The sequence below is a fragment of the Mycolicibacterium wolinskyi genome (assembly GCF_002101965.1).
In the GTDB taxonomy this organism is placed as follows: domain Bacteria; phylum Actinomycetota; class Actinomycetes; order Mycobacteriales; family Mycobacteriaceae; genus Mycobacterium; species Mycobacterium wolinskyi.
Genome location: NZ_LQQA01000035.1, coordinates 140141 through 166453, shown reverse-complemented (window position 1 = coordinate 166453; position 26313 = coordinate 140141). Strand labels below are relative to the sequence as shown.

The window sequence follows — 26313 nt, the reverse complement described above, 5'->3', positions numbered from 1 at the left end:
TCCAGACATAGAGCAGGGAGCCTGCCGTCGGGGGGAAACGGCAGGCTCCCTGGGTGGGTGGATCTGTCAGGTGGCGGACTGTGCGCCCAGCACCCGCTGGATGTCGGGCTTCATCTGCTGCAGCTGTGCACCCCAGTAGTTCCAGGCGTGCGTGCCGTTCGGCGGGAAGTTGAACACCGCGTTCGTGCCACCGGCCGCGATGTAGTTGTCCCGGAACGTGATGTTGGTCCGCAGGGTGAGCCCTTCGAGGAACTGCGCCGCCATCAGGTTGCCGCCCGAGGATCCGGCGTCCAGATCCGACGGGGTTCCGGTGCCGCAGTAGATCCAGAGCCGCGTGTTGTTGGCGACCAGCTGATTCATGTTGACCATCGGGTCATTTCGCTTCCAGGCCGGATCGGTCGACGGGCCCCACATGCTCTCGGCGTTGTAGCCGCCGGCGTCGTTCATGGCCAGACCGATGAGCATCGGCCACCAGCCCTCGGACGGGTTCAGGAAGCCTGACAGGGTGCCGGCGTAGATGAACTTCTGCGGGTGGTAGATCGAGTAGGTGAGGGCCGCGCTGCCCGCCATCGAGATGCCGACGACGGCGTTGCCGGTCTGCGACACCCCGCGGTTGGCCTCCAGCCACGCCGGCAGCTCCTGGGTCAGGAACGTCTCCCATTTGTAGGTGTAATCCTGCCCGTTGCCCTTCGATGGCTGGTACCAGTCCGTGTAGAAGCTGGACTGTCCACCCACCGGCATCACGGTGGAGAGGCCTGACTGGTAGTACCACTCGAACGCGGGCGTGTTGATGTCCCAGCCGTTGTAATCGTCCTGGGCGCGCAGACCGTCGAGCAGATAGACCGCGTGCGGCCCGCCGCCCTGGAACTGAACGCGAATGTTGCGGTTCATGGCTTGTGAGAACACATCGAGGTACTCGACGGGCAGACCCGGCCGGGAGAAGGCCCCCGCGCTCGCCGACCCCCCGGCGAACCCGATCAACCCCGGCAGTGCCAATGCCGCAAGCGCCCCGACCATGAAGCGGCGCAAGCCGTTCCATGCTCGCGACTCGTTAGAAGTGCCACGCAACTTCCTGATGAACTTCATAACGGCAACCAACCCACCTTTCTTCGCATGCCACAAGCAATTGCCGTCGCTGTGTGGTGCTTAGCAAATCATGCGTCACACCAGTCACACGCGTAACAGCGCCGGTGGGGCAGATCGCGGTTGGCTAACGATTACGACTCGGCGCTGAGACCTGTCGCATCACTTCGCGGAGGCCGTCAGGGCCTGTTGCGCGGCGGTCCGGCGCTCTTCGATCATCCGGCCGAGCTCGTGCAGCAGCAGCGGATTGCGCAGCACCAGTTCTTCGAGGAAGTGGCGCTCGACCTGTAGCACCGTGGTCTCCTGGACGGCATGCGCCGACGCGAGGGCACCCTCGCGCGTCAACGTGGTCTGCCCGAGGAAGTCTCCCTCGGTGAGGGTGCGGACCGGGATGACCGCACCGTCCTTGCCGAGCACCGTCAATGAAACACGGCCCGAGACAATGAAACTCATGCGCGTCGGAACTTCTCCGGCAACCTGGATCGCTTCGTCGGCGCCGTAGCGGGTCAAGGTGGCGTGGTTTCGCACTTCCTGCTGCTCGGTATGGCTGAGCCGCAACGTCGGCGCCATCTGCCGCACGGCCTTGTCCATGCGCTCGAGCGTGGCGAACGTGTCGTCGGCCCCGTCGAGATGGAGCTCGGCGCGTCGTGCCGCATACCAGAGCCACCGTAAGAAGGTCGCCCGCGCCGCGGTGTCGTCGGCCGGGGTGCGCAGCGGGATCGACGTCTTGTACTCGCCGCCGCCGACCGGCACGGCCTTGGGCGCGGCGTTCGCACGCCGCTGCGGCAGTTGGGTCGCGATGCGGACGAGTAGCGCACACACCGCGTCCGGGGGATCGGCGGACGTGAACGCGGTGACGATCGACAGCGAGTGCGCCGATTCGGGCCGGCTGAGATTCGTGAACGACGCACCCGCCAGGACCGAGTTCGGCATGATCTGCATACCGCTTCCGGTGTCGATGTGCGTTGCCCGCCAGTTGACTTCGACCACTCGGCCACGTGCCGACGGAGTATCGAGCCAGTCGCCGAGCTGAAACGGCTGCTCGAACAACAACAGCAGACCGGAGATGATCTGGCCGACCGAATTCTGCAGCGCCAGACCGAGAACGATCGAGGTCACGCCGAGCGCGGTGAACAGGCCGCCGACGTTGGCGCCCCACACGTAAGCCAGGATCATGCCGATCCCGATGGCGATCAACGCGAACCGGGCGACGTCGAGGAAGATCGACGGAATACGTTTGCGCCAACTGCCTTCCGGGGCGCCCTGGAACAGGGCGGCATTGAGCCCGGACAGCAACAGGATCATCACGACGAACCCGAATGCGGTGGCGACGACCCGCACTGTAGTGGCCTCTGCCGATATCTCACTGCCCTTCACGAGCAGGATCAGCAGTGCACCGAGGGGCAGGATGTAGTTGCGCAGGAGGCCGATCGGCCGGGCGAGGTAGCTGCCGCGTCGAGCCAACGTGTTGTGCAGTTCGGTCAGCAGCACGAGGCCGATCGGCAACCCGATCGCGACAGCCAGCGCCCAATAGAACCAGCCGGTTTCGAGAACGCCCCTCATGCCTGGCGCTCCGCCAACCGCCAGATAGGCCGTTCGTCACTGCCGACCGTGACCGACCCGGCCGCGGTGAACTGGCGGATGTCGCGCGTGGCCTCGTGCACCGAATCCGTGACGTACACGCCGGGTTGCGGGGCACCGCTCTGCACCTGATAGGCCAGGTCGACCGCGGAGCCCCACATGTCGTAGGCGAGGCTGGACCGCCCGATCAATCCACTGCTGACGGTGCCGGTGTCGATGCCGGCCCGCAGTTTGAGGTCATATCCCGTCTCACCGCGGAAGCGGTCCACGATGCGCTGCATCTCGATGGCGAAATCCACGGTGCGACGCACGTTGTCGAGCCGGGGCACGGTCAGCCCGCAGCTGGCCAGATAACCGTTGTGCAGTGTGCGGACGCGCTCGATGCCGAGATTCTCCGCAGCGGCGTCGAATTGGCGCACGAGCTTGTTGACGATGGCCAGATGCTCGTCCGAGCTCATTGTGGCCGACAATTCGTCGAGCCCGATCAGGTCGGCGAATATGACGGTGACGTTCTGGTGGTCCTGCGCGATGGTCTCCTCGCCTTCGCGGTACCGCTGCACCACCGTCTCGGGCATCATCGAGAGCAACAAGCGGTCGTTCTCCCGGCGCTGCTCCTCGAGCAGTTCCTCCTTGATTCGCAGGTTGCGGCTCATCTCGTTGAAAGCGACGGTCAGATCCCCGAATTCGTCGCGCGAGAGCACCGGCAACGAGATGCCGTAGTCGCCGGCACTGATCTGCTGAGCGCCCGCCTCCAGCCGGCGGATCGGTCGGACGAAGAACCTTGCCAGCAGAATCGCGGCGATGCACACCGCGAATATCATCGCGACCGTCGACAACACGAGCGTGCGGGTGAATTTCGTGACGGGCGCGAACGCCTCGGCGGTGTCGATCTTGGCGACGACGCCCCAATCGAGCCCGAGCAGATCGACCGGCGCATACGCCTGCAGGGTTTCCTTGCCGAGATAGTCGGCTTCGATGATCGAACCCGACTGCCCGCGTTGGGCCATTTTCGACGCCTCGTCGTCGACCGGCTGTACCAGGGTGGTGCCGCCCTGCCGGATCGATTCCTCGGCGACGTCGGGCGGTGTGCCCGCGTCGATCACCTCCTGCTTGAACTGGTCCCGATTCTCCAGGAACAACCGGGAATCCGAGCGCATGAGACCGTCCGGGCCGACGAGGTACGTCTCGCCGGTCTTGCCCATCCCGGCCTCTTGCCACTTCTGGTCCATCGTCATCAGCCGGTTGATGCCGGTGATCGGGAACTGCAGGGCCAGAACGCCTTTGATGTTGCCGCCGGTACCGATGGGCGACATCAACCAGGCCGTCGGGGTGTCCGCCGGTTGGTAGGGGCCGAAATCGGTGATCGCGACATAGTCGACGGCATTGGATTCGAGGGCCTTTTTGTAACCCTCGGTGAGGTTGCCGCCCTTGTACGGGCCCGTGTAGACGTTGGTGCCGAGATCGGGGCCCTTGTATGCGCTGTAGACCACATTGCCCCGGGTGTCGAGCAATAACGCGTCCTCGAAGTTGAACCGGGTGACGATCTCGCGGAAGAAATCATTGAAGCGCGCATTGGCCGCCGACCATGCGCTGCCGTCGCCCGCATCGTCGAACTTGATGGCCTCGTCCCAATCGGTGAACGGCGTCATGTAATTGGCTTGCAGATATTTCTGCGCATTCGATGTCGGGAGCACTGCGGCGACATCGGTTTCGTTTCCGTTCTGAATGTCCTCGGGCTTGACGAATTGGTTCTCGTACCAGTCGGTGATGGACTTCTGCTGTGCCGGGCTGATCGTCGCGTTGCCGAGTTGATCGAACCCGGCGGTGAACGCCTCGGCCGCCTCGGTCGCCGTTGTGCCCCTCGTGTAGATGATGAGCGAATTGCGCAGGAACTCGAACTCGGATTCCAGCTGTCGGGCCTGCTCGGAACGCACTTCGGTCAACCGATCGAATACCGAGTCGCGCAGGGAACTCCGACCGGACTGGTAACCGATGAATCCCACCACCGCCGCCGACAGCACGCTCGTGATCAGCAGCATCGCCAACAACTTCGACTGGATGCTGATACGCGACAGCATCCGGCGCCGCAGTTTCTTCGACTTCGGCGCCGATTCGACCGATACGGCAGGCTCGCTTGTCGTTGTCATCGAAAGCAAAGATTAGCTGGGCATTGCGCTGACCGAGTACTTTGTGGCGAAATCGTTGTGCGCGGCCCGGTTTATGGAATATTTGACGTTGTGGTCACCGAAGATGATCCGTTTGATCTACAGCGCTTCACCGAAGCGCAGGACCGCATTTACCCGACGGTACTCGAGGAATTGCGCACGGGCCGGAAACGCAGCCACTGGATCTGGTTCATATTCCCGCAGCTGCGTGGTTTGGGCAGAAGCCCGACCGCACACTATTTCGGTATCTCCTCGCGTGCGGAGGCGCTCGCCTACCTCCGGCACCCCACGCTGGGCCCCCGATTGCGCGAATGTGCCGGTGCGGTAGCACAAATCGAGGGCCGGACCGCCGAGGAGATCTTCGGCTGGCCCGATTGGCTCAAGGTGCGTTCCTCGATGACTTTGTTCGCTGAGGTGGCTTCCAACTCCGGCGAGAAGGACGATGAGTTCGTGGCCGTGCTCGACCGGCTCTACGACGGTATGCCCGACGCGGCCACCCTCGGCCTGCTGGGCTGACCGATCAGTGCGGCTCGATGATGAGCCATCCGTGGCCGGCCACCTCGGGATGGGTGACCTCGTCCGGTGGCGGCGCGCCGGATCCGGCGACCACGCGCCCGGACGGCACGCCATACTCGGGCAGCGAAAGCCGCAGCGGTGCGTCGTCGACATTGAGCGCCACGATGAGCGCCCCGCCGTCACCATCGGCCCGGTAGACGTATTGCGTGTTGGTCAGGCTGAGCGCGGACGTCGTCGCGGTGTGCAGCCACGGGTGGCGCCGACGCAACCCGATGAGGTACTGGTGCAGCCGCAGTACATCGGCGCCCGGTTGCGTCGGATCAGCGGACGGCGAGCCGAACTCCGGGCGCACCGCGTCATCTCCGCCGCGGCGGTCCTCTTTGACACCGCGATACGCCGACTCGTCGCCCGCGTACACGCTCGGGGTCCCACCGGTGGTGAGCAGGACGACGAGCGCGTGCTCGAGATGTCGCGGATTCTCCAGTTGGCTTGCGATGCGCGTCACGTCATGGTTGCCGATGAATGTCAACGGCACGAAGGCGCCGAGAAAGTCGTTGTGCCGCTGCAGCGCCCAGTCGAGTTCGTGGAAGTTGCCGTCGTTGAGGCTGCTCCAGATCGCCTTCCACAGCTCGTACTGCGTGACCGAATCGAAGGTCGCCGCTGCCACGGTGGCCGAGTACTCACCGTGGATGACTTCCCCGACGAACCACGCGTCGGGAAACTCGCGGCGGACCTCGGGCAGCACCCGGGCCCAGAATCGGTCCGGTACGGCGTATGCCGCGTCCAGTCGCCAGCCGTCGGCACCGCGGGCCAGCCAGTGCCGCATGACCGTCGCGGCGTACTCGACGACGTCGGGGTTGTCGTGGTTGAGGGCGATCAGCTCGCCGTGCCCCTCGAACGTCGCGAACTCCGCCTGTGCGCCGTGCCGGCGGAACCAGGCCGACGCCGGATGGTCCGGCCCGCCGTCGAGGGCTTGGCGGTACCGCTCGAAATCGGTTCCCACATGGTTGAAAACACCGTCGAGGAGCACTCGCAGCCCGCGCCGGTGGGCTTCGGCGGTCAGGTGATCGAAATCGCGGTCGTCGCCGAGCCGGGGGTCGATGCGGAAGTGGTCGGTGGTGTCGTAGCCGTGGGTGCGTGAATCGAACAACGGGCCGAGCGCGATGCCGGACGCACCGAGTTCCACTGCGTGGTCGAGCCATTCGACGACCCGGCGCAGCCGGTGTTCGTCGGCGGTGGGCGCCGGGTCTGCCGGGAAGGCACCCACGAAGCCCAACGGATAGACCTGCCACCAGATGGCGTGGGCGACCCATCCCGGTTCGGTCATGACGGCTGGAATTTCGCCGCGTACAAGGCCTTCATCGGTTCGGCGAATTCGTCGACCGGTCCTTCGACTTGAGCGCCAGGGGCGACGGTGGTGATCGGCAGGCCCGCGACCGGTGCCGGGGGTGCACCCCACTCCAACAGCCATCCCGTCAGTTGCTCCGACGAGGTCGCATAGACGATGCGGCCCAGGCCAACCCAGGCATGCGCGGCCGCACACATCGGGCAGTGCTCGCCTGATGTGTAGACCGTGGCACGGGCACGTTGCGGGGGATCGAGCCGGTCGACGGCCCAGCGGGCGATCGCGAATTCGGGATGCTGGGTGGCGTCGCCGTCCTTGACCCGGTTGCGGTCCTCGAACAAAGTCGCGCCGGATTCGTCGACGAGAATCGAGCCGAACGGCTCGTCGCCGTCTTCGAGGGCTTCCGCCGCTAGCTCAACACATCGGCGCAGGTGCGATAGATCGTCGTCGCTGATGGCCACAGCCGGAGTTTACGCGGGATGGGCGCTCAGCTGCCGCAGCACGGATCCGCGACGTCGAGGCGGCACGCACACGAGGCCGTGATCGGCGCGTCGGCCCGTGCCAGCGCGACCTCGAGCTGCTTACCGATGATCGTGGCCTCGGCGTCCCGGCCGAGCCGCCGCAGACATTCGTGATAGCCATGCAGGCTCCACACGTTGTTCGGATGCTGGCACGACCGGCTCAGCGTGGGATCGAGGCCGAGATCGGCGGCATACACCTGCGCAGCGTCCTCGACGCGGCCCTGCTCAAGCAGCAGTGCGCCGTACGCATGCCGGGTCGGCTGCATCCAGCCCCACGGTTCGTCGTAGGGCAGGGCATCGTCCAGTTCGATCGCCCGCCGCAGGTGTGCGAAGGCCGTGTCGTAATCGCCTTCCCGGTAGGCGATCTCGCCGTTGAGCATCTCACCTGCGATGGCCAGGATGTCGAGACTGGTGTTGTTGAACAGATAGCGGCTGTCGGGGATGCGCCGGTAGGCGGCGTCGAACGCGTCACGTTCCGCGCGGGCCGCGTCGAGCTGTCCCCGTGCGGCATATGCCACGCCGCGACCGTAGTGGACGGTGGCGGTGGTGGTGCAGTACAGCTCGGGATCACTCGGCACCGGTTCGGCGATCAGCTCGTCCCAGCGGCCGAACCGCACCAGCACATGTACGCGCAACGGGACGAAGGCCTCCAGCCAGTCCGCCATGGGCGGTGAGGCCACCGACAGGAGTTCCGGGGTCAATTGCCGGGACAGTTCGTCGGCAGCGCGCAGCGCGATCTGTGAGCTCCCCTCGAACATCGCGGAGTACACCACGAAATGCAGGTCGTGGGCGCGGTAGAGCGAATAGAAGTTCAACGGGCCCTGCCGCTCGACGAATTTCCGATCTGCCTGCACCGCAGCCAGATTCGATGTCACCGAGCTTCGGTAGTCGCCGCACAGCACGTCGATGTGGCTCGCCATGTGCTGCAGGTGGCCGGCGTCGGGCACCAGGTCGCGCAGTAGATCGGCGGCAGGCAGCGCGTCCTGCGGGCTGGTGGACATCTCCATGGCATGGATATAGAGGTGCAGCGCCCCGGGATGTTCGCGCCCAGCCGCGGTGGCCAGCACGCCGTCGAGAATCTCCTTGGCCGCACGGACTCGCGAGCCCGGCGCGGGTTCGCCCGTACGGCCGTCCCACAGGGCCCACGCGGTCACGTTGAGCAGCGCGTCGGCGGCCAGGGTCTGCACGTCGGTGTCGTCGGGATACCGCCGTGCGAGTGACACCATCGCGTCGGCGTAATCGGCATGCCCGGCGACCAAGGCCGCGGTGTCGCCGGGGTCGCCGGTCGGGAACCGCTCCCGCAGCGCCGCGATCAGTTCACGCTCGACTGCCGAGGCCCGGCCGTCGGCGGCCAGGTCCAGTTCGTTGCGGGCGCGCCGCAGCGAGGCGTCCAAGTCGACGGGATCGAAGGCGTCCCAGGCTTTGTTGTAATTCGGGCCCACCGCGTACGCGATGCCCCAGCGCGCGATCGCGAGGCCGGGGTCGAGTTCGAGCGCCCGCTCGAAACAGCGAATCGCCTCTTCGTGATTGAACGCGTAGGCCCACACCATGCCGCGGTCGAACCAGATCTGGGCCTGCGGCGCGGGCGTGTCAACCGTCCGGTGGTAAGACCCGAGCCGGTAGTACGGTTCGGTCGAGGCTGCAGCCGTCACGGGTCGCACGATAGTTCAGCGTCGGTACCGGTGCGAAGCGTTGCACAAATCGCTGAGCCGAATCGCCCGAGTTCGCGAGCCCCGGAACAAGCCGTGCGAATGCATCGTTGGGGGAGGGTGCCGAACACTGCGCAACCCCCTACGTCGACCGACACGGCCGTTCTGCCGACCTTGCATGAACAAGCCGATCGACTCATATCGCTCGGGCTGCACACCGCGGCAGGGCTCGGTGCGCCGGCATTGCGAGCCGCGGTCGGCGTGTCCGGCGACCCGACGGCGCTTTTGGTGCTGCATCCCGACCTGATCTCGGTCCGCACGCTCGCGCCGCTTCTCACCGTCAACGCCAGGCCGGGCTTCGTGGTGAGCGACATGGACGATGTCGACGAGTTCACCGCGATCGACTCCGTCACCGTGCCGGATCGGCCTGCCTACCTCATGTCCGAACTCGACCGCGGGGACGCGATGGCAAACTGGTCGCCCGATGAGGCACTGCCCGCGATAACCGCCGCCGGGCGGACGCCGTTGACGCTCACCGAGGGTTTGTACTGGGTGCTGCAGCAACCGGACGTTCTGCAGCGGGGGCACTGTTTCATGACGATCGGCTCGCGCCGGCACAAACCGGACGGCACAACCGACGCCCGTACGCCGGCCCTGTGGATCAGCAACGGCACCGGGCGGGATGGGCCGGGTAACCGCAACGCCCCGAAGGTCGGCTGGTGCTGGGCCGGCAATCGGCACACGTGGCTCGGATTCGCATCGGCCGGGGCCAGGACCGCCGGTGCGGGCGGGGGAGACAACTCGACACCGGCGAGCTGAACGTGTTCTAGTTCTCCGCATGGCGGGCTTCACCCATGTCGAGCATCTCAGCGCTGCCGACGTGCAGCGGCTTCGGTCGGTGTACGAGCCGTTGGCCGAATCGGTCCGGGAACTCATCGACGCCACGATCCGCTCGGAGGTGGACGCCGCCGAGGTGGCCGCGGCGATCGCTGAGATCGACGCCGCGACCGCGCGGCTACGCGCCAAGCAGATCGCCGGGCCGTTCGGCGTTCGCTACACCTCCGACGGCGCCCGAATGCCATGGGGTAACCCGGCGATCGGAATCAAAAACCCGATCTCGCCGCCATTGGTCATCGTCAAGGACGGATCGGGCACCATCTCCACCGACTTTCGTCTCGGTGCCGCCTATGAAGGCCCACCCGGCCACGTGCACGGCGGCATCGTCGCGATGGTGCTCGATCATGTGCTGGGCGAGGTGGCGGCCAGTGACCCGACGAGCCCCCGGTTCACCGGCACCTTGACGATCCGTTATCTGCGCGCCACGCCGCTCGGCGACCTACACGCCGAAGGCCGGATCACCCGGACGGACGGCATCAAAGCCTTTGCCGCTGGGCATGTTTCGGATGCCGAGGGAATCACCGCGGAGGCCGAGGGCGTGTTCATCCTGCCGAAGTGGGCGCGCGGCTGATCGCTAACGGCCACCTTCGGCCGGTTCTATCCGGTCGATGGAGATACCCACCAGGCTGCGCGTGATGGTCGACAGTTCTGCGACCAGGATGCGCGCGGCGCCGTTGTCGGCAGCCAGCGTCGTCGCGACATCGTGGACGCGCTGCAGTGCTGCCGACAGTTCGGCGGTGTTCAAGCTCCACGGAACGGCTGGGCTGGGTGGCGCGCCGCGCAGTGCCTCGATGTAATCGTCCACCGCAGCGACGAACTCATCGTGCAGCGCCGACGACGGATGACTCGGCAGGCTGTTCTCGAGCGTGGTGCAGGCGCTGGTCACCGCATTCAACGCGGTGCGATAGGACCGCAACCACCGGCGCAGCGTCGGCGAGTCGAGCCGAGCGGCGCCCCACGCCGCCTCGAACGCGGCCCTGGCCCGAAACGCCCGCTGCCAGGCCGCCGACAAGGTTTCGGCCGTGTGGTCGACCTCGTGCACGAATGACTTCACGACCAGTGCGGCATAGTCGATCTCGGTCATCAACAGTTCGCCCGCGCGTTGCCGCAGCCGGATCAGCGCATGATCGGGCAACGCCACGTGGGCCATCACCGCGAGGCCGCCTCCGATGAGCACGCCGAACAACCGGTCGGCGACACCCGACCAGTCGGCCGTGCCGCCGGCGCCGATGACGAAAACCGCCATGGCGCCCACCGCAACGCCGACGGTTAGATATCCGAACCGCGACACCGCATAACCCAGCCCGACGAATGCCAGCGCACACACCGCCGAGCCGACACCACCCGGTTGCCACACCAACGTCACAAGCGAGGCGAGGACGATTCCGGCGGCGAGTCCCGCCATGCGGCCCGCGCACCGCGTGTAGGTGTGCGCGGTCTCCGGTCGCAGCACGACGACGACCGTCAACGCCATCCAGTACCCGTGCTCCAGCCCGCCGAACCGCGCTGCTGCCACCGCGAGCGCGGTGGTCACCGACAACCGGATGGCGTGCCGCAGGATCGGCGAGGTCCGGGTGAGATGCGAGCGGACGACCGCGGGCGCCGACGCCAGCGAGCCGATGAGATCCGGTCGGTGCAGCTGGCCGAACCGCAGCACTGCCGCCTCGCGCAGTTGCTCGGAGAACCGCTGCGCGAGCGCCGCTTCGGTGCCGGTCACCGCGGCCGCCGCGGTTTCCACCCGGGCCAGCGCATGTTCGGCATCGCGTCGGGCGGTGTGCCCGTGGTCGGCGATCGTGTCGAGCAGACCCGCCGCCGCGGTCAACAGCGGCGTGAGACCACTGTCCGGGTTGTCGTCGGCGGTGGACCGCAACGATGCCAGTGTGGCCGAAAGCCGTTCGGGCAGCCGGTATCCGCCGTGATAGGCCCGCGGCCGCTGGCTGACCTGGGTGTCGGCGAACACCTCTCGCAACCAGGTGAGCGGGGCGTCGTCGACATCGGCGGACCGGTCGGCGGCCAGATTGCGGGTGTCGGTGGCCAACGACCGGTATGCCCGCGTGAGTCCGTCGCGCTGCGCGCGCCACCGCCGCGGCGGCCACACCGCGATGAGCACGGCCTGCAGCAAGCCGGCGACGAATACCAGTGTCGGAGCCAGCAGCGCGTCGCGCAGCGTCGGTCCGACGGGCGGGGCGACGACCAGTAACGCGCTGGCCGCCGACGCGACCAGGCCGGCATTCGCGCCGAGCGACCACTGCATGCCCGCGGCGAAGCACCACGCCGCGACGACCGCAACGAACAACACGCTGTGCCCGCCCGTGAGGACACCGAGCAGAACCACGGCCGACAGCTCGAGTGACGCGGTGACGACCAGCGGAACCCGGCCACCGGGACTGCGCTGTAAGGCGATGGCGCCCGCGATCACACCCGCACCGAGCGTCCACATGACAGTCGGGCCGGACGCCCACGTCAACGCCATCAGCGTCACCACGAGGACGCCCGCGAGGCTGCGCATCACCGCACCGGCATCGGGGGTGCTCAGCCGCAGGGCGTCGGCCGCCTGTCCACCGGTCTGCACCAGCCCATTCTTGCTCGGCGAGACCGGGTAGGTGGCCAACCACGCCACGTGGCGTGGATCCGTGCGCGTCGGTCCGGCGTGCGACGGCGAAGAACGGCCGCGTTGTAGGTTCTGATCGTGGAAAAGGTCATCGTGACGATGCGGGCCGCACAGGCCGACGGAACCTGGTGTGCCCGATTGCTTTCACAGGTGCGGGACGGTCTGCTCGACATCGGGCCCGCCGGGTTGACGCTCAACGTCCGAGATGCCGCGGTGCGCGATTCCCTGATGACGCTGACGACGCTCGATCCGCCGGTCGTGGCGGTGGTCAGCATGTGGGTCCAGCAGTACTGCGGTTCCCAGGCGCGGGCCGCGATCGATCTGCTCACCGGCGAATGCGACGTTGCCGCAGCCTATCTGGTGACCGAGTCGGTGCCGCTGCCCGCACCGGTGACCGCGCCGGGTGAGCGCACCGACGGACTGGCCAACATCGCGCTGCTGCGCCGGCCCAGCGACCTGGACGAGCGGACCTGGCTGCACCGGTGGCACATCGACCACACCCCGGTGGCCATCGAGACCCAGGCGACGTTCGGTTACACGCAGAACACGGTCGTACGCGCGCTCACCCCCGACGCCCCGGTGCTGGCCGCGATCGTAGAGGAACTGTTCCCGTTGCCTGCCGTGTCGGACCTACACGCCTTCTTCGGCGCCGCCGACGACGCGGACCTGGCCGACCGTATGCAGCGGATGGTGGCCAGCACCGATGCCTTCGGCGCCAGCAGCAACATCGACACCGTTCCGACGAGTCGCTACGTGTACTCCAGCCCGTTCGCGGGCCGAGTCGTGCCGCTCGCCACACCCGGCCGCACCGAGTGAAACGTGTTCTAGTTACGCTGCACGCGTGACGCTCGAGATCCACGACGCCAACCGGGTACGCACTCTCACGCTCAATCGTCCCGAGGCGCTCAATGCGTTCAACGAGGCGCTGTACGACGAACTGACGAACGCGTTGCGAGCGGCCGCCGACGATCCCGAGGTGGCGGTCGTCCTGCTGACCGGTGCGGGTCGCGCGTTCTCCGCGGGCAACGACCTCGTGGAGATGCAGACGCGTATCACCAACCCGGATTTCACGCCCGGCGAGCACGGCTTCTACGGGATGATCGAGACGCTGACAGCGTTCGACAAGCCGCTGATCTGCGCGGTCAACGGCGTCGGCGTCGGCATCGGCACCACGATCCTCGGGTTCGCCGACCTCGCGTTCATGTCGGCGACCGCGCGCTTGAAGTGCCCGTTCACGAGCCTCGGCGTCGCCCCTGAGGCGGCCTCGTCGTATCTCATGCCACGCCTGCTCGGCAGGCAGAATGCGGCCTGGCTGCTCATGTCCTCGGAGTGGGTCAGCGCCGCCGAAGCCCGCGAGATGGGCCTGGTGTGGAAAGTGTGCGAACCCGACGACCTGCTGACCGAAGCGCGGCGACACGCGGAAATCCTCGCCACGAAGCCGATTTCGAGTCTGCAGGCGGTCAAGCAGACCATGGTCGCGCCGCTCCGCGATGCCATCGTGGCCGCGACCGAACGGGAGAAGGCGCTGTTCGTGGAGTTGGTGGGCGCTGCCGCCAACGCCGACGCCCTCGCGGCGTTCGCGGACCGGAAGGGGTCCGGCGCTTAGGTGCCGGTCCGGGACGGGCAGCCGTTGAACTGAGCGCGGCCACCGACCGGCTGCGACTGTGCGGCGGCGATGATCGCGCGGATCGTGCGCCGGCACCGGCCGCAGTCGGCGCCCGCACCGCAGGCTTCGGCCACCTCTTTGGACGTGGTGGCACCGGCCGCCACGATTTCGTTGACGACGTGACTCGTCGCTCCGGTGCACAAACAGACAAACATCAGCGCACCCGGCTATTCCTGCTCTTCGACGGTCATGATGTGGGCCAACTTGCCGACGAACAGGCTCGGATAGGCCCCGAATCCCGCCTTGGTCATCCACTCGGCGGCGGCGTCCGGGTGATCGATCCATTGCCGCGCGCTGACCTCGTTCTCGATCTCCTGCAAGATCATCACTTCGCGGCCGTCGTCGAGAGCCTGGTACACCCAGATCTTGCGGATGCCGCTGTGCTCGAAGCGGCCGAGCCCGTCATGCACCTTCCGCATGAGAGTGGGCACGTCATCGACCGCCGCGACCGCGCCGACAATGACGCCCGCGACATATTCTTCTGGCGTCGGCTCGGCCAGGTCGATCTTCTCGACGACCTCGCCACCGAATATCGGTGGAATATCCTCGACCCCGGATATGTCGAACCATTCGAATATCGCCGGTGAACGCAACACATCACGAATGGATCGGGCATGCCGGATGCCGATGGTCACGAGCACCCGGCCGGGCTCCCAAATCGATTTGTACAGCACCACATGATGCGCGCCTATCGACAACAATCCCGAACGATGTTTCTTCATCCATTTCCACATCTGTTCGACATCGTCGACGCGAAAATCGCAGGAAAGAATGAGTGAGTGCAAATCGTACTCACCCATTTTTACCGGCCTTTCCTGCTGACTTGGCGACATGTTAGCGCAGTCTAACCTTAGTTAGGACAGGCAGTCCAGCCTTCGTGGCCACGGTTCGGGCAGTGGCGGTCCCGCTGTCCGACAACACCCCAAGAACATGCCGAGAATGGGCTTATCCATTGCGCCGCCGAGCACTTTCTGCACTACATTGGAAGTGCACGGCAAACAGCGACACTTGATCAGCCCTCAAGGTGTTTAGGAGTGACCATGCAAGGCGACCCGGAGGTTCTGAAATTGCTCAACGAGCAATTGACGAGCGAACTCACGGCGATTAACCAGTATTTCCTTCATTCCAAGATGCAAGATAACTGGGGATTCACCGAACTGGCCGAACACACGCGGTCCGAATCGTTCGAAGAAATGCGCCATGCCGAGGCGATCACCGACCGAATTCTACTGCTGGACGGATTGCCGAATTACCAGCGGCTGTTTTCGTTGCGGGTCGGGCAGACGCTGCGTGAACAATTCGAGGCCGACCTCGCGATCGAGTACGAGGTCGTGGCGCGACTCAAACCCGGGATCCTGATGTGCCGCGAGAAGCAGGACGCGGTGAGCGCGAATCTGTTCGAGGGCATCCTCAAGGACGAGGAGGGTCACATCGACTACCTCGAGACCCAGCTCGAGCTGATGGACAAGCTCGGCGAGCAGCTCTACGCCGCGCAGTGCGTCTCTCGCCCACCCCAATAGCGGTCTCGTAGTGGCCCCTTAGGCCGGGTTTCGGCTCATGCTGCCCCGGGTAGCCGGTCAAACGCCGGTTGCCCGGGGCGGTTTCGTTCGCGCTGTAACTTTCATAGCTTGTCTAACGATATCTTTCACGGAATCAACAGACCGGCGAAAGGAAGTCATGACGAGCACACCGACTGCCGAACAGTCGTCCGACAGCGTGCTGCTGAGCGTGCGCAGACGCAACCTGGTGTTCGTCGCCGTCCTGCTCGGCATGCTCCTGGCGTCGCTCAACCAGACCATCGTCGCGACCGCGCTTCCCACTGTCGTGGCCGACCTCGGTGGTGCGGGCCATCAGTCCTGGGTCGTGACGAGCTATCTCCTCGCGTCCACCGTCGTGACGGCCGTGGTCGGCAAGGTCGGCGACATCTTCGGCCGCAAAGCCGTGTACCAGGTGGCGGTCCTGTGCTTTCTTGCCGGTTCTGTCCTCAGCGGGCTGTCGGGGTCGATGGCGATGCTCGTGGCGGCGCGTGCGCTGCAAGGCATCGGCGGTGGCGCCATCATGGTCACCTCCACGGCGTTGATCGGTGAGGTGATCCCGTTACGGGACCGCGGTCGCTACCAGGGCGCCCTCGGTGCGGTGTTCGGCGTCACGACCGTGGCGGGGCCGCTGCTCGGCGGGTTCGTCACCGATCACCTCGGCTGGCGGTGGGCCTTCTGGCTCAGCATCCCGGTGGGAATCGTCGTGCTCGCGGTCGCCGCGGCCACCATTCCGGCGCGGGCGTCGCGTCCCGCGCGCCCGGTGATCGACTACGCGGGAATCGCCTGGGTCGGGATCGGGGCATCCGGCCTGACGCTGGCGACGAGCATGGGCGGCGAGCTGGGGTGGACGTCGCCGACCCTCATCGGGCTGATCGTCGTATCCGTCATCGCCCTGGCGCTGTTCGTGCGAGCCGAGAACAAGGCGGACGAACCGATTCTGCCGATGCGGCTGTTCCGCAACCCGGTGTTCTCGGTGTGCTGCGTGCTGTCGTTGGTCGTCGGTTTCGCGATGCTCGGTGCGCTGACGTTCATGCCCACCTTCATGCAGTTCGTCGGCGGCGTATCAGCTTCCGAATCCGGGCTGCGGACCATGCCCATGGTGATCGGGTTGCTGATCACGTCCACGGTGAGCGGCAGCCTCGTCGGGCGTACCGGCCGCTACAAGATCTACCCGGTCGCCGGGACGGCGATCATGCTGGTCGGGTTCGTGCTGCTGTCGCGGATGAACGCCGCGACGCCCGTTGCGCTGCAGTCCCTGTACCTGTTCATCCTGGGTGCCGGCATCGGCCTGTGCATGCAGGTGCTCGTCCTCATCGTGCAGAACACCGCGGATTTCAACGATCTGGGTGTCGCGACGTCGGGCGTGACCTTCTTCCGGACCATCGGCAGCTCGTTCGGCGCCGCCGTCTTCGGCTCGTTGTTCGCCGGCTTCCTGTCGGACCGGTTGCCCGGTGCGCTCGCCGCGAGCGGCGCCCCGCCCGTCGCGGCGGACTCACCCAAGGCGCTGCACGAACTCACGCACGAGGCCGCCGCGCCGATCGTGAACGCCTATGCCGATGCGCTGGATCTGGTGTTCCTGTGTGCCGCGCCGGTCGCGCTGATCGGGTTCATCGTCGCGTTGTTCCTCAGAGAGGTGCCGTTGCGCGAGACGGAGGCCGCGCTGGCGATGGACCTCGGCGAGGGTTTCGGCATGCCGAGCACCGAATCCCCCGACAAGGTGCTGGAGACCGCGATCAGCCGCTTGATGCGCCATTCGCCCGAGATCCGGCTGCGCACGGTCGCCGGGTGCCCTGGCTGCGAACTCGACGTGGCGGGGCTGTGGGCGCTGCTGCGGATATACCGGCAGAGCCAGGTGTTCGGGACCGCCCGCTTGACCGAGATCGCCGACGGGTTACGCGTCCCGTACGAAGTCCTCGAACCCACGTTCAACCGACTCGTCACCGACGGATACGCGCTGCGCACCGGCGATCAACTGTGGCTGACCCAGAGTGGCATCCGACAGGTCGACGCCGTGTCGGCCGCGCTCGTGGGGCGCATCGTCGACAAGCTCGCCGCGTCGTCGTCGTTCGACGGCCGCCCGGACCGCGCCCAGGTGGAGGCGGCGCTCGAGCGCATCGCGCATCGCGTCCTGCTGCAGCGCGACTGGGGTGATGACCGCGAGGAGCTGGCCACCGTCGGGGCGGCAGAGAAAAACTAGAACTTGTTCCAGATTTTCGCCCGCGCGCGTACGATTCGGCCATGAGCCGCATTGGAGACTTCCCCGACGACGACGTGGCCGGCTGGATTTTGCGATCGCCGGACATCGGCACCGCCATGGCGAACTTCACCAACGCGGTGTACACGAAAGGCCGCCTGCCGCTGCGGGTCCGCGAACTCGCCCGGATGGTGATCGCGCTCGACAACGAATGCATGGTGTGCCAGAACACCCGCGACGGCGAGGGTGCGGCGGCCGGCGTCGACGAGGATCTCTACGACCACGCCGCGGAATGGCAGACGTGGCCGGGCTACAGTCCCGCCGAGCGCATCGCCGCCGAGTTCGCGCACCGGTTCGCCACCGAGCACGCCGAACTTCGCGATGACGAGGATTTCTGGGAGCGCGCCGCCGAGCACTTCGATGCCGAGCTGCTGACCGACCTGGCGTTGTCGTGCGCGATGTGGCTCGGAATGGGCCGGATGCTGCGGACCCTCGACATCGGCCAAACCTGCAAGATCACGCTGTAGGCCGCACTGTCGCGGCGCACAATGAGGTTGTGACAGCTGGGACATCCAGGACAGGCAAACCCCTCGCGGCAGCGGCCATCGCCCAGCTCGAATCGGACGGGGTCGCGACACTGATCGGCACGGTCGTCAATCCGGCCGGGCTGACGCACGCGAAAACCGTTCCGCTACGCCGCATGGGGATATTCGCCGACCCCGGACTCGGCGCCAGCCCGGTGTTCCACGCCTTCACCATCGACCAGACGGGCATCGTGTTCGGCGACGCGATCAGTGTGGTGGGGGACCAGCGCATCCGGATCGACCTCGGTGCGCTGCGGATCCTCGGTGACGGATTGGCCTGGGCGCCAGGCGCTTTCTACAACCAGGACGGGACACCGGATCCGTACTGCAGCCGCGGTGTCCTGCAGCGCGTGGCCGACCGGCTCGACGCTGCCGGCCTCACCGCACTCGTGGGTCACGAACTGGAATTCGTCCTGGTGGGCGAGGACGGCAGCCGGCTGCCCTCGGTGTCATGGGCCCAGTACGGGCTGGCCGGGTTACTGGAATTCGAGGGCTTCGTGCGTGATGTCATGAACGCGGCCACCAGTTCCGGCGTGACGATCGAGCAGTTCCATCCCGAGTACGGCGCCAACCAGTTCGAGATCTCGCTGTCGCCGCAACAGCCCGTCGCCGCGGCCGACCAGTTGGTCCTCATGCGCATCATCGTGGGCCGAGTCGCCAGGCGATACGGCATGCGCGTGAGCCTGTCACCCGTCCCGTTCGCCGACAGTGTGGGTTCCGGCTCGCATCAACACTTTTCGCTGGGCCGCGGAGACGTCCCGGTGTTCTCGGGTGGATCGGCGGCGCGCGGTATGACCCCGGAGGGGGAGTCGGCCCTGGCCGGTCTGCTCGCCGGGTTGCCCGCCGCGCAGGGCGTGCTGTGCGGCTCGGTGGTGTCGGGTCTGCGCATCCAGCCCGGCCACTGGGCGGGCGCACACAACTGCTGGGGCACCGAAAACCGTGAAGCCGCAGTGCGATTCCTCATCGGCGGACCCAGCAACCCGTATGGCGCCAATGTCGAGGTCAAAGTCATCGACCCGTCGGCCAACCCGTACCTCGCGACGGCGACGATCCTCGGCCTGGCCCACCACGGCATCGAGAAGAACCTGCCGTTGCCGTCCGAGGTGTCGGTCGACCCGAGCAGTCTGAGCGACGACGAGCGCACCGAGCAGAATGTCGCACTGTTGCCGAGCCGCCAGATCGATGCGTTGGCCGCCCTCGACGAGTCGGAACTGATCCGCGGGATTCTGGGCAATCAGGTGGTCGACGCCGTTCTTGCGGTGCGGCGCTACGAGCACGAGAAATTCGGTGATCTCGACCCAGAATCGCTTGCCGACAGGTTCCGAATGGCGTGGAGCGTCTGACGTCGGTTTGCCCAGAACGGCAGGCGGCAATACCGATGCCATGATCGGAAAGCTACGTTCTGTCGTCCTGGACTGCCAAGATCCGCGCAAGCTGGCCGCGTTCTACGCCGAAGTGCTCGGCGGGGAAGTCTCCGAAGAAGACGACACGTGGGTCGTCGTCACCGATCCGGCGGGTCGACGGCTGGCATGTCAGTACTCACCGCGCCACCAGCCACCGACTTTCCCGGATCCGGGCGGATCTCAGCAGTTCCACCTCGACATCCAGGTCGACGATGCCGACACCGCCCAGCAGCAGGTGCTTGCCCTTGGCGCCACGCGGGTCGACGGCGCCGTCGAGGACGGGATGTTCCGGGTGTTCCGCGATCCGGCCGGGCACCCGTTCTGTCTGGTGTGGGGGATCGACTGATCGGGCGCCCGGTCACACCTGCCCGGTCGCGTCGTACACCCACGACATGTCCGCGTTGGCGAAGTCGGCCATCCAGGTCGGCGGGGCGTGGTTGGCGAGTGCCCCCATGTCCCAGTAGTCCTTCCACAGCGTGATCTTGCCGTCCTCGACGCGGTGCACGCTGACGAACTTCAGCACCGCGGATTCGCCGGTCTGCCAATGCCATTCCTCGTGGTGCTCGTACATGGCGTCCTGACCGGCGGCGATGAGCAGCCCGTCGAAGTGCTCGTAGGACGCGAGCGGCTCGAGGCCGATCTTGAGGCGTTTGACGATGTCTTCTGGACCCTTGGCGGCAGCGGCCGGGCCGACCGGCATGTCGAGGTAGATGCAGTCCTCGGCCAGATAGGTTTTCAGCAGGTCCCAATCCCGGCCGGACAGCGCCTTCCACATCCCGAGAATCGTATCTTCAACGGACACTTGTGAGTTCGCCTTTCTCGGAGGGCAGGGCGGGGGAGCGGTGCGCGGCCCGCAGGAACCGGCCGGTCCGCTGTGTCCCGACGAGCTCGGTCAGCGTGCCGTCGAGGTATACGGCGCGACCGCCGACCAGCACGGCGTTGACGGTGTCGTCGTTGCGGTTGACCATCCGGGACAGCCCGCCGTAGGACTCGACGGTGTCTTCGGCGTACTCGTCGAGTGAATCGTCGAGGCGCGCCGGATCGATCACCACCACGTCGGCACGGTCCCCGACGCGCAGATGGCCCGCGTCGATGCGGTACCAGTCGGCGAGTTCGCCGGTGAGCCGATGCACGGCCCGCTCCACGGACATGAACGGCGTGCCGGCCTTCTCGGCGTCCAGCACATGGCGCAGCAGGCGCAGGCCCATGTTGTAGAACGCCATGTTGCGCAGGTGCGCGCCCGCGTCGGAAAAGCCCATCTGGATGCCCGGATCGCGGGCCAGCTTCTTGAGGACCTCCGGGCGGTGATTGGAGATCGTGGTGTGCCAGCGCACCGCGGTACCGTATTCGAGTACGAGGTCGAGGAACGCGTCGACGGGATGCACGCCGCGATCGACGCCGACCTGTCCGAACGACTTGCCGATCACCGATTCGTCGGGGCATGCCACTATCTCGGCGTCGAAGAAGTCGCGATGCCACACCCGCACACCGAACTTGGCGTCGTAATCCTTTCGGAAACGGCGGCGATAGGACTCGTCGCGCAACAACTCGTTGCGCTCCACCTCGTCGCGCAGGTGCAGGGCCGCGGCTCCCGAGCCGAACTCCTCGAACACCACGAGGTCGATACCGTCGGCATACACCTCGAACGGAACCGGCAGATGCTGCCACCGGAAGTTGCCGCCCAGCGCGTTCACGGCCCGGGCGAGCGGCCCCATCATCAGGATCGCGTACGGATTGGCCTTGATGTCGGCCGCCGACAGCAGGCTGGTTTTGAGCGGGTTGCGGAAGATCCCGAGGGACTGTGCGACCTGCGAGGCCAGATTCAGCGGATTCTGGATGTCGGGCCCCGACTGCAGGACTCGCCCGGCGCGACGTAGCAACGATTTCAGCCGGCGCAACTCGCGTGGTTTGGCATACGTCGACGGCAACGTCCGCGAGCGGCACACCTCGCCGTCGATCTTGTCGAAAAGCAATTGCTGCGAAGACATTCCGACAAACCCGGCATCGAGGGCCGCCTTGAGCATCTGCTCCATCCTGGCCTGCTCGGCCCGGGTGGGGCGCTGATCCTTACGCGTGGCGCGGTCGAGACCCATCACCGCGGTACGCATATCGGAATGCCCGATGAATGCGGCCAGATTGGGTCCGAGCGGCAACCCTTCGAGGGCGGCGATGTACTCCTCGCAGTTCGTCCAGGTCTTGTTGGCGTCGACTGCCGCGATCACGTGCTCGCGGGGGATGGCTTCGACGCGTCCGAACAGGTCACCCGCGTCGACGCCGCCCACGTGCACGGTCGACAACGAGCAGGATCCCAGCATCACCGTCGTCACGCCGTGGCGCAGCGATTCCGACAGCGACGGGCCGTTGAGGACCTCGACGTCATAGTGGGTGTGGATGTCGAGCATCCCGGGCAGCACCCACTTGCCGGTCGCGTCGATGACTTGCGGGCAGTCCGTCGCGTCGAGTTCATGCGCCGAGATCTCGACGACGTGCCCGTCGCGAATCGCGATGTCGCGCACAGCGGACGGTCCACCGGTGCCGTCGAACCAGCGGCCGTTACGGATGATTGTGTCGAAGGTCACCCCGTCATAGAACAACCGGCGACGTCCAGGTGTCAACGAAATCGGTGAACAGATTTGAAAAAATGTCTACTGACTGTCGCGGCGGGCCGCTGAACTGCGACTATATCGGCGCCCAGGCGTCCGGTTGCCGTCCGTCGACGTCGGTGAACCCGTACTCCCTCGCCAGCTCGATCGAGCTCACCGACCGCTGATTCCAGCGTGCGCGGTCCGGGTCCGCGGCGATCGCGGCCACGCCCCGCCCGACAAAACGGGGTGTCTCGGACTCGGCGAACCCGGGCGGCGCCATCGGATAACCGTCGGTTCGCACCGGGTCGAGCGCCGCACGCCAATTGGCCTCGGTGACGCCGTAGTTGTCGAGCATCATCTCGGAGCGCAGCCAGCCCGGCGTGATGGCCACCGCGGTCGCGCCGAAGGTCGCGAGTTCGTGCCCGTGGCTGAACGCCAACCGGTTCACGGCGTTCTTCACCAGGTCGTAGAACACCGACAACCGATAGTTGTCGATATTGAATGCCGTTGTCCCGTCGGATATCTCGACCAACAGTCCGCCTGGCTCCCTGGCCAGCAGCGGCAGCAGGCAATGTGAGGTGATGAGGTGGGTGTCGATGCCGAGGCGCAGGATGCGCAGCCCGTCGTCGAGGTCGTGCTGCCACATTGGCCGTCCCCACGTGGGTGGCGCGCCCTTGAGTATCTCGGCACCCCACAGATCGTTGACCAGGATGTCGATGCGGCCGTGGTCGGCGGTGATCCGGCCGGCCAGGGCACGGACCTGGCCGACGTCGAGGTGATCGACCTGGATCGCCACCCCGAACCCGCCGAGATCGGATACCAGGTCTGCGGTTTCCTCGATGGTTTCGGGTCGGTCGTAGTCGGACGTGCGGTTTCCGGCGACGCTGCTGCGGCCGGTGCAGATGACCGTCGCACCCGCTTCGCCCAGTGCCGCGGCGATACCGCGGCCCGCACCGCGCGTCGCGCCGGCAACCACCGCGACGCGCCCCCGCAAGGCATCTGGTTCCGGTGTCCACCCCATTCGACGAGTATCGCGCCGCAAGCCGTTCGACCACTGCAGTTCAGCATTTCGGCGCATACTCGGCACCGTGACTCCGTTGCAGCGGTACATTGCCGAGGAAATCGCCACCGATCATCTCGACGGCCTGCTGTCGCGCCGTGAAGCACTGCGCAGGCTGGCCCTGCTCGGCCTGAGCACCGCGGCGGCCACCTCGTTGATCGCCGCGTGCAGTTCGACCCAGCAGCCGACCACCGAGACGTCGGCGACCGAGACCGCGACCGGTTCGGGCCCGGCGGCCTCCGGTCCGCCCCCGGGCTCCGAGGGCGGGCTGCCGACCGAACCCATCACCTGGGCCGGGCCCGCCGGGGAACTTCAGGGCGCATGGGCCGAGGCACCCGACGCCAAGGGCGGAGTACTGGTCATCCACGAGAACAAAGGCCTCAACGACTACATCAGATCGGTCGCGGGCCGGTTTGCCGGCATCGGGTACTCCGCACTCGCGATCGATCTGCTGTCGGCACAAGGGGGAACCGCGAAGTTCACCGACCCGGCCGACGCCACCGCCGCGCTGAGCAAGATCGCACCCGAGGAATCCGTCGCCAACCTGAAATCCGGCATCGACGAACTGCAGCGGCGCGTGCCGGATCGCAAGGTCGCCGCCGTCGGATTCTGCATGGGCGGGGGCCTGGTGTGGCGGTTGCTGGCCGTCGGGACCCCGCAACTGGCCGCGGCCGTGCCGTTCTACGGACCCACGCCGGAAAATCCCGACTTCTCCGGCTCCAAGGACGTGGCGGTGCTGGGCTTCTACGGCGCGCTCGATCAGCGCGTGAACGCCACCGAACCCGTGGCTCGGGCCGCACTGGAAAAGGCCGGGCTGGTGCACGAACTCGTCACCGAGCCCGACGCCAACCACGCATTCTTCAACGACACCGGCGACCGCTACAACGCCGCCGCGGCCGCCGACGCGTGGCGCCGGGTCCAGGACTGGTTCGCCACCCACCTTGTCTGACACCGTTGTCACGCGAGAGTGGCTCCCGAACGCCGGCGTCACTCTGGCGTGACAACGGCGGGCGCCGGCCATGATTGTCACGCGAGAGTGGCTCGCGAAGGCCGGCGTCACTCTGGCGTGACAACGGCGGGCGTCGACCATGATTGTCACGCGAGAGTGGCTCGCGAACGCCGGCGTCACTCTGGCGTGACAACGGCGGGCGCCGGCCACCACGGTTGTCACGCGAGAGTGGCTCGCGAAGGCCGGCGTCACTCTGGCGTGACAATGGCGGGTGTCGGCCGCTCGGCGCAGCGTCCCGTCGCGGAGTTCAGCGCGTGTTCAGACACCCGTTGCGAGTGCGTTGTTGACCGCACATACGGCCCGGTTCTTATCGTGCAATGCGGGTTGTCCAGGTCGCGAACTTCTACGGCCCGCGTTCGGGGGGACTGCGCACCGCGGTGGACCGCCTGGGCGCGGAGTACTGTTCGGCCGGCCACGAGGTGTACCTGATCGTGCCCGGATCCCATCCGGAACGTCATGTGCTGCCCAGCGGTGTGGTGCGGATTTCGCTGCCGGCCAGACTGATCCCGTTCACCGGTGGCTACCGTGCGGTGCTGCCCGGCCCGGTGACGTCATTGCTGCGGCGCCTCGAACCCGACGCGCTCGAGGTGTCGGATCGGCTCACGCTGCGTTCACTCGGACCGTGGGGCCGCAGGCATGACGTGGCCACCGTGATGATCTCGCACGAGCGGCTGGATCGGCTTGTCGGGCAGGTGCTTCCGCGGTCGATGGCGCGTGCGGTGGCCAACTTCGCCAACCGGCGCACGGCGGCGAACTACGACGCGGTGGTGTGCACGACGGCGTTCGCGCGCGAGGAATTCGACCGGATCGGCGCCGAGAACGTTGCCACGGTGCCGCTGGGCGTCGACTTGGACCAGTTCCACCCGAGCCGCCGGTCGGTGCAGATGCGCAGCCGCTGGGCCGACCCGCAGCAGACCCTGCTGGTGCACTGCGGGCGGCTGTCGGTGGAAAAGCACGCTCACCGCAGCATCGATACCGTTGCCGCACTGCGTGATTCGGGAGTGGACGCCCGGCTGGTGGTGGTCGGGGAGGGGCCGCTGCGGGCCCGGCTCGAACGCCAAGCATCGCGGCTGCCGGTCGCGTTCACCGGGTACATCGGCTGCCGCGACACCGTCGCGACGATCCTGGCCTCGGCCGATGTCGCATTGGCGCCCGGCCCGCACGAGACCTTCGGCCTCGCGGCGCTTGAGGCGCTTGCCTGCGGAACGCCGGCGGTGGTGTCGCGCACGTCGGCGCTCGCCGAAATCCTCACGTCCGAGAGCGGTGCCACTGCGGACAACGACCCTCATGCCATCGCGCACGCCGTCACATCGGTCATCAGTCGGCCGGAACCACAGCGCCGAAGCAGCGCCCGTCAGCGCGCCGAGCAGTTCACCTGGACCCGTGCGGCGGCCGGGATGCTCGACGTGCTGGGGGACACCGGACGCGCAGCGGGTGCGTGAGCCCTAACCGGCCGTGAGCCTCGTCGGGGCGGCCTGCCGCCACGAGTCGAGCAGAATATCGTGCAGTTCGTTCAGATCCTCCAACGCGGCCAACCGAACCCGCACCCAGGCGGACAGCGCCTCGTGTGCAGGCACCCAGAACTTGTGCGGTTCCGCGGCGATCAGTTCGTCGCGCTCGAACTTGGGGCAGCGCACCGCAAATGAGCTCTCGTCGTCGGGAACGGTGACGAACATCTTGCCCGCCACATCGAACGTGGGGTGGTTCCAACGTTCCTTCTCCGTGGTCTCGGGGAAGGACAGCGCGATGCGGCGCACATCGTCGGCGTCGAGCACAGGGTTGACCTCCGGTCGGAGTTTCGTAGTTTAGCCGTTCGACTTTTGCGCATGGTGACGCCAGATCTGGTGCCCGGTTGCGCGACGGCCCTATGGTCCGCGGGTCAGCTCAACAGCCACGTCGCCGAAGG

At 66.6% G+C, this 26313-nt stretch carries 25 protein-coding genes; 12 read left to right on the top strand and 13 right to left on the bottom strand.

Going from position 1 to position 26313, the window contains the following annotated elements:
* Positions 1-66 precede the first annotated feature (66 nt).
* From AWC31_RS36050 to AWC31_RS36040, 3 genes are all read right to left on the bottom strand, one after another.
* The gene (locus tag AWC31_RS36050; RefSeq protein ID WP_067859493.1) at positions 67-1086 is read right to left on the bottom strand and encodes an esterase family protein; all 1020 of its coding nucleotides are present in this window, start codon (positions 1084-1086) and stop codon (positions 67-69) included.
* 159 nt (positions 1087-1245) lie between these two features.
* A complete protein-coding gene (locus AWC31_RS36045; protein ID WP_085150544.1) occupies positions 1246-2646 on the bottom strand; it encodes a mechanosensitive ion channel domain-containing protein in 1401 nt (466 codons plus the stop codon).
* Entirely contained in the window at positions 2643-4811 is a 2169-nt protein-coding gene (locus AWC31_RS36040; protein ID WP_085150542.1) for an adenylate/guanylate cyclase domain-containing protein, read from the bottom strand. Before AWC31_RS36040 ends, AWC31_RS36045 begins: the two co-directional genes overlap by 4 nt.
* A gap of 90 nt (positions 4812-4901) precedes the next feature.
* On the opposite strand from AWC31_RS36040, the gene AWC31_RS36035 reads away from it, so the two are divergent.
* A complete protein-coding gene (locus tag AWC31_RS36035; protein WP_067859486.1) occupies positions 4902-5345 on the top strand; it encodes a DUF1810 domain-containing protein in 444 nt (147 codons plus the stop codon).
* 4 nt (positions 5346-5349) lie between these two features.
* On the opposite strand, the gene AWC31_RS36030 is transcribed toward AWC31_RS36035, so the two are convergent.
* The 3 genes from AWC31_RS36030 to AWC31_RS36020 are packed head-to-tail and all read right to left on the bottom strand — an operon-like array spanning position 5350 to position 8863.
* Positions 5350-6672: an alpha-amylase family protein gene (locus AWC31_RS36030; protein WP_085150540.1), complete on the bottom strand. Its 1323-nt coding sequence runs from the start codon at positions 6670-6672 to the stop codon at positions 5350-5352.
* The gene (locus AWC31_RS36025; RefSeq protein WP_085150538.1) at positions 6669-7151 is read right to left on the bottom strand and encodes a nucleoside deaminase; all 483 of its coding nucleotides are present in this window, start codon (positions 7149-7151) and stop codon (positions 6669-6671) included. The genes AWC31_RS36030 and AWC31_RS36025 overlap by 4 nt, the downstream gene beginning before the upstream one ends.
* 26 nt (positions 7152-7177) lie before the next feature.
* On the bottom strand, positions 7178-8863 hold the full coding sequence (locus AWC31_RS36020) for a tetratricopeptide repeat protein (RefSeq protein ID WP_085150536.1): 1686 nt from the start codon (positions 8861-8863) through the stop codon (positions 7178-7180).
* 171 nt (positions 8864-9034) lie between these two features.
* Between AWC31_RS36020 and AWC31_RS36015 the strand changes: the two genes are divergently transcribed.
* Complete coding sequence (locus AWC31_RS36015) at positions 9035-9679, top strand: DUF5701 family protein (protein ID WP_234817121.1); 645 nt, start codon at positions 9035-9037, stop codon at positions 9677-9679.
* A 19-nt stretch (positions 9680-9698) separates the two neighbouring features.
* Positions 9699-10328 (top strand): PaaI family thioesterase, encoded by a 630-nt coding sequence (locus AWC31_RS36010; RefSeq protein ID WP_085150532.1) that lies wholly within the window; start codon positions 9699-9701, stop codon positions 10326-10328.
* Between the two features lie 3 nt (positions 10329-10331).
* On the opposite strand, the gene AWC31_RS36005 is transcribed toward AWC31_RS36010, so the two are convergent.
* Positions 10332-12329 (bottom strand): FUSC family protein, encoded by a 1998-nt coding sequence (locus AWC31_RS36005; protein ID WP_085150681.1) that lies wholly within the window; start codon positions 12327-12329, stop codon positions 10332-10334.
* 117 nt (positions 12330-12446) lie between these two features.
* Between AWC31_RS36005 and AWC31_RS36000 the strand changes: the two genes are divergently transcribed.
* Together AWC31_RS36000 and AWC31_RS35995 are read left to right on the top strand one after the other, a co-directional pair.
* A complete protein-coding gene (locus AWC31_RS36000; protein WP_085150530.1) occupies positions 12447-13184 on the top strand; it encodes an EthD domain-containing protein in 738 nt (245 codons plus the stop codon).
* A 25-nt stretch (positions 13185-13209) separates the two neighbouring features.
* A complete protein-coding gene (locus AWC31_RS35995) occupies positions 13210-13974 on the top strand; it encodes an enoyl-CoA hydratase/isomerase family protein (RefSeq protein ID WP_067859466.1) in 765 nt (254 codons plus the stop codon).
* Here the strand turns inward: AWC31_RS35995 and AWC31_RS35990 are convergent.
* Both AWC31_RS35990 and AWC31_RS35985 read right to left on the bottom strand, forming a co-directional pair.
* Positions 13971-14189, bottom strand: a complete 219-nt coding sequence (locus tag AWC31_RS35990) for a (2Fe-2S)-binding protein (protein WP_067859463.1) — start codon at positions 14187-14189, stop codon at positions 13971-13973. The genes AWC31_RS35995 and AWC31_RS35990 overlap by 4 nt on opposite strands.
* 12 nt (positions 14190-14201) lie before the next feature.
* Positions 14202-14834, bottom strand: coding sequence for a fatty-acid--CoA ligase (locus tag AWC31_RS35985; protein ID WP_085150528.1), 633 nt, complete (start codon positions 14832-14834; stop codon positions 14202-14204).
* Positions 14835-15074: 240 nt separating this feature from the next.
* Between AWC31_RS35985 and bfr the strand changes: the two genes are divergently transcribed.
* From bfr to AWC31_RS35960, 5 genes are all read left to right on the top strand, one after another.
* Positions 15075-15554, top strand: coding sequence for a bacterioferritin (gene bfr / locus AWC31_RS35980; RefSeq protein ID WP_067859523.1), 480 nt, complete (start codon positions 15075-15077; stop codon positions 15552-15554).
* A gap of 157 nt (positions 15555-15711) precedes the next feature.
* Positions 15712-17769: an MFS transporter gene (locus AWC31_RS35975; protein ID WP_085150526.1), complete on the top strand. Its 2058-nt coding sequence runs from the start codon at positions 15712-15714 to the stop codon at positions 17767-17769.
* Positions 17770-17810: 41 nt separating this feature from the next.
* Positions 17811-18293, top strand: coding sequence for a carboxymuconolactone decarboxylase family protein (locus AWC31_RS35970; RefSeq protein ID WP_067859458.1), 483 nt, complete (start codon positions 17811-17813; stop codon positions 18291-18293).
* Positions 18294-18322: 29 nt separating this feature from the next.
* Positions 18323-19693: a type I glutamate--ammonia ligase gene (locus AWC31_RS35965; protein WP_067859455.1), complete on the top strand. Its 1371-nt coding sequence runs from the start codon at positions 18323-18325 to the stop codon at positions 19691-19693.
* A 40-nt stretch (positions 19694-19733) separates the two neighbouring features.
* Positions 19734-20099, top strand: a complete 366-nt coding sequence (locus AWC31_RS35960) for a VOC family protein (protein ID WP_067859450.1) — start codon at positions 19734-19736, stop codon at positions 20097-20099.
* 12 nt (positions 20100-20111) lie between these two features.
* Here the strand turns inward: AWC31_RS35960 and AWC31_RS35955 are convergent, their stop codons facing one another.
* The 3 genes from AWC31_RS35955 to AWC31_RS35945 form a co-directional block, all read right to left on the bottom strand.
* Positions 20112-20555: a nuclear transport factor 2 family protein gene (locus AWC31_RS35955; RefSeq protein WP_085150524.1), complete on the bottom strand. Its 444-nt coding sequence runs from the start codon at positions 20553-20555 to the stop codon at positions 20112-20114.
* The gene (locus AWC31_RS35950) at positions 20545-22332 is read right to left on the bottom strand and encodes an N-acyl-D-amino-acid deacylase family protein (RefSeq protein ID WP_085150522.1); all 1788 of its coding nucleotides are present in this window, start codon (positions 22330-22332) and stop codon (positions 20545-20547) included. The genes AWC31_RS35955 and AWC31_RS35950 overlap by 11 nt, the downstream gene beginning before the upstream one ends.
* A 100-nt stretch (positions 22333-22432) precedes the next feature.
* Positions 22433-23359, bottom strand: coding sequence for an SDR family oxidoreductase (locus AWC31_RS35945; protein WP_085150520.1), 927 nt, complete (start codon positions 23357-23359; stop codon positions 22433-22435).
* Between the two features lie 67 nt (positions 23360-23426).
* Here AWC31_RS35945 and AWC31_RS35940 point away from each other — a divergent pair, with 67 nt between their 5' ends.
* Together AWC31_RS35940 and AWC31_RS35930 are read left to right on the top strand one after the other, a co-directional pair.
* On the top strand, positions 23427-24347 hold the full coding sequence (locus tag AWC31_RS35940) for a dienelactone hydrolase family protein (protein WP_085150518.1): 921 nt from the start codon (positions 23427-23429) through the stop codon (positions 24345-24347).
* 377 nt (positions 24348-24724) lie between these two features.
* Positions 24725-25849, top strand: coding sequence for a glycosyltransferase (locus tag AWC31_RS35930; protein ID WP_085150514.1), 1125 nt, complete (start codon positions 24725-24727; stop codon positions 25847-25849).
* Positions 25850-25852: 3 nt separating this feature from the next.
* On the opposite strand, the gene AWC31_RS35925 is transcribed toward AWC31_RS35930, so the two are convergent.
* The gene (locus AWC31_RS35925; RefSeq protein WP_085150512.1) at positions 25853-26182 is read right to left on the bottom strand and encodes an MmcQ/YjbR family DNA-binding protein; all 330 of its coding nucleotides are present in this window, start codon (positions 26180-26182) and stop codon (positions 25853-25855) included.
* Positions 26183-26313: the final 131 nt, after the last annotated feature.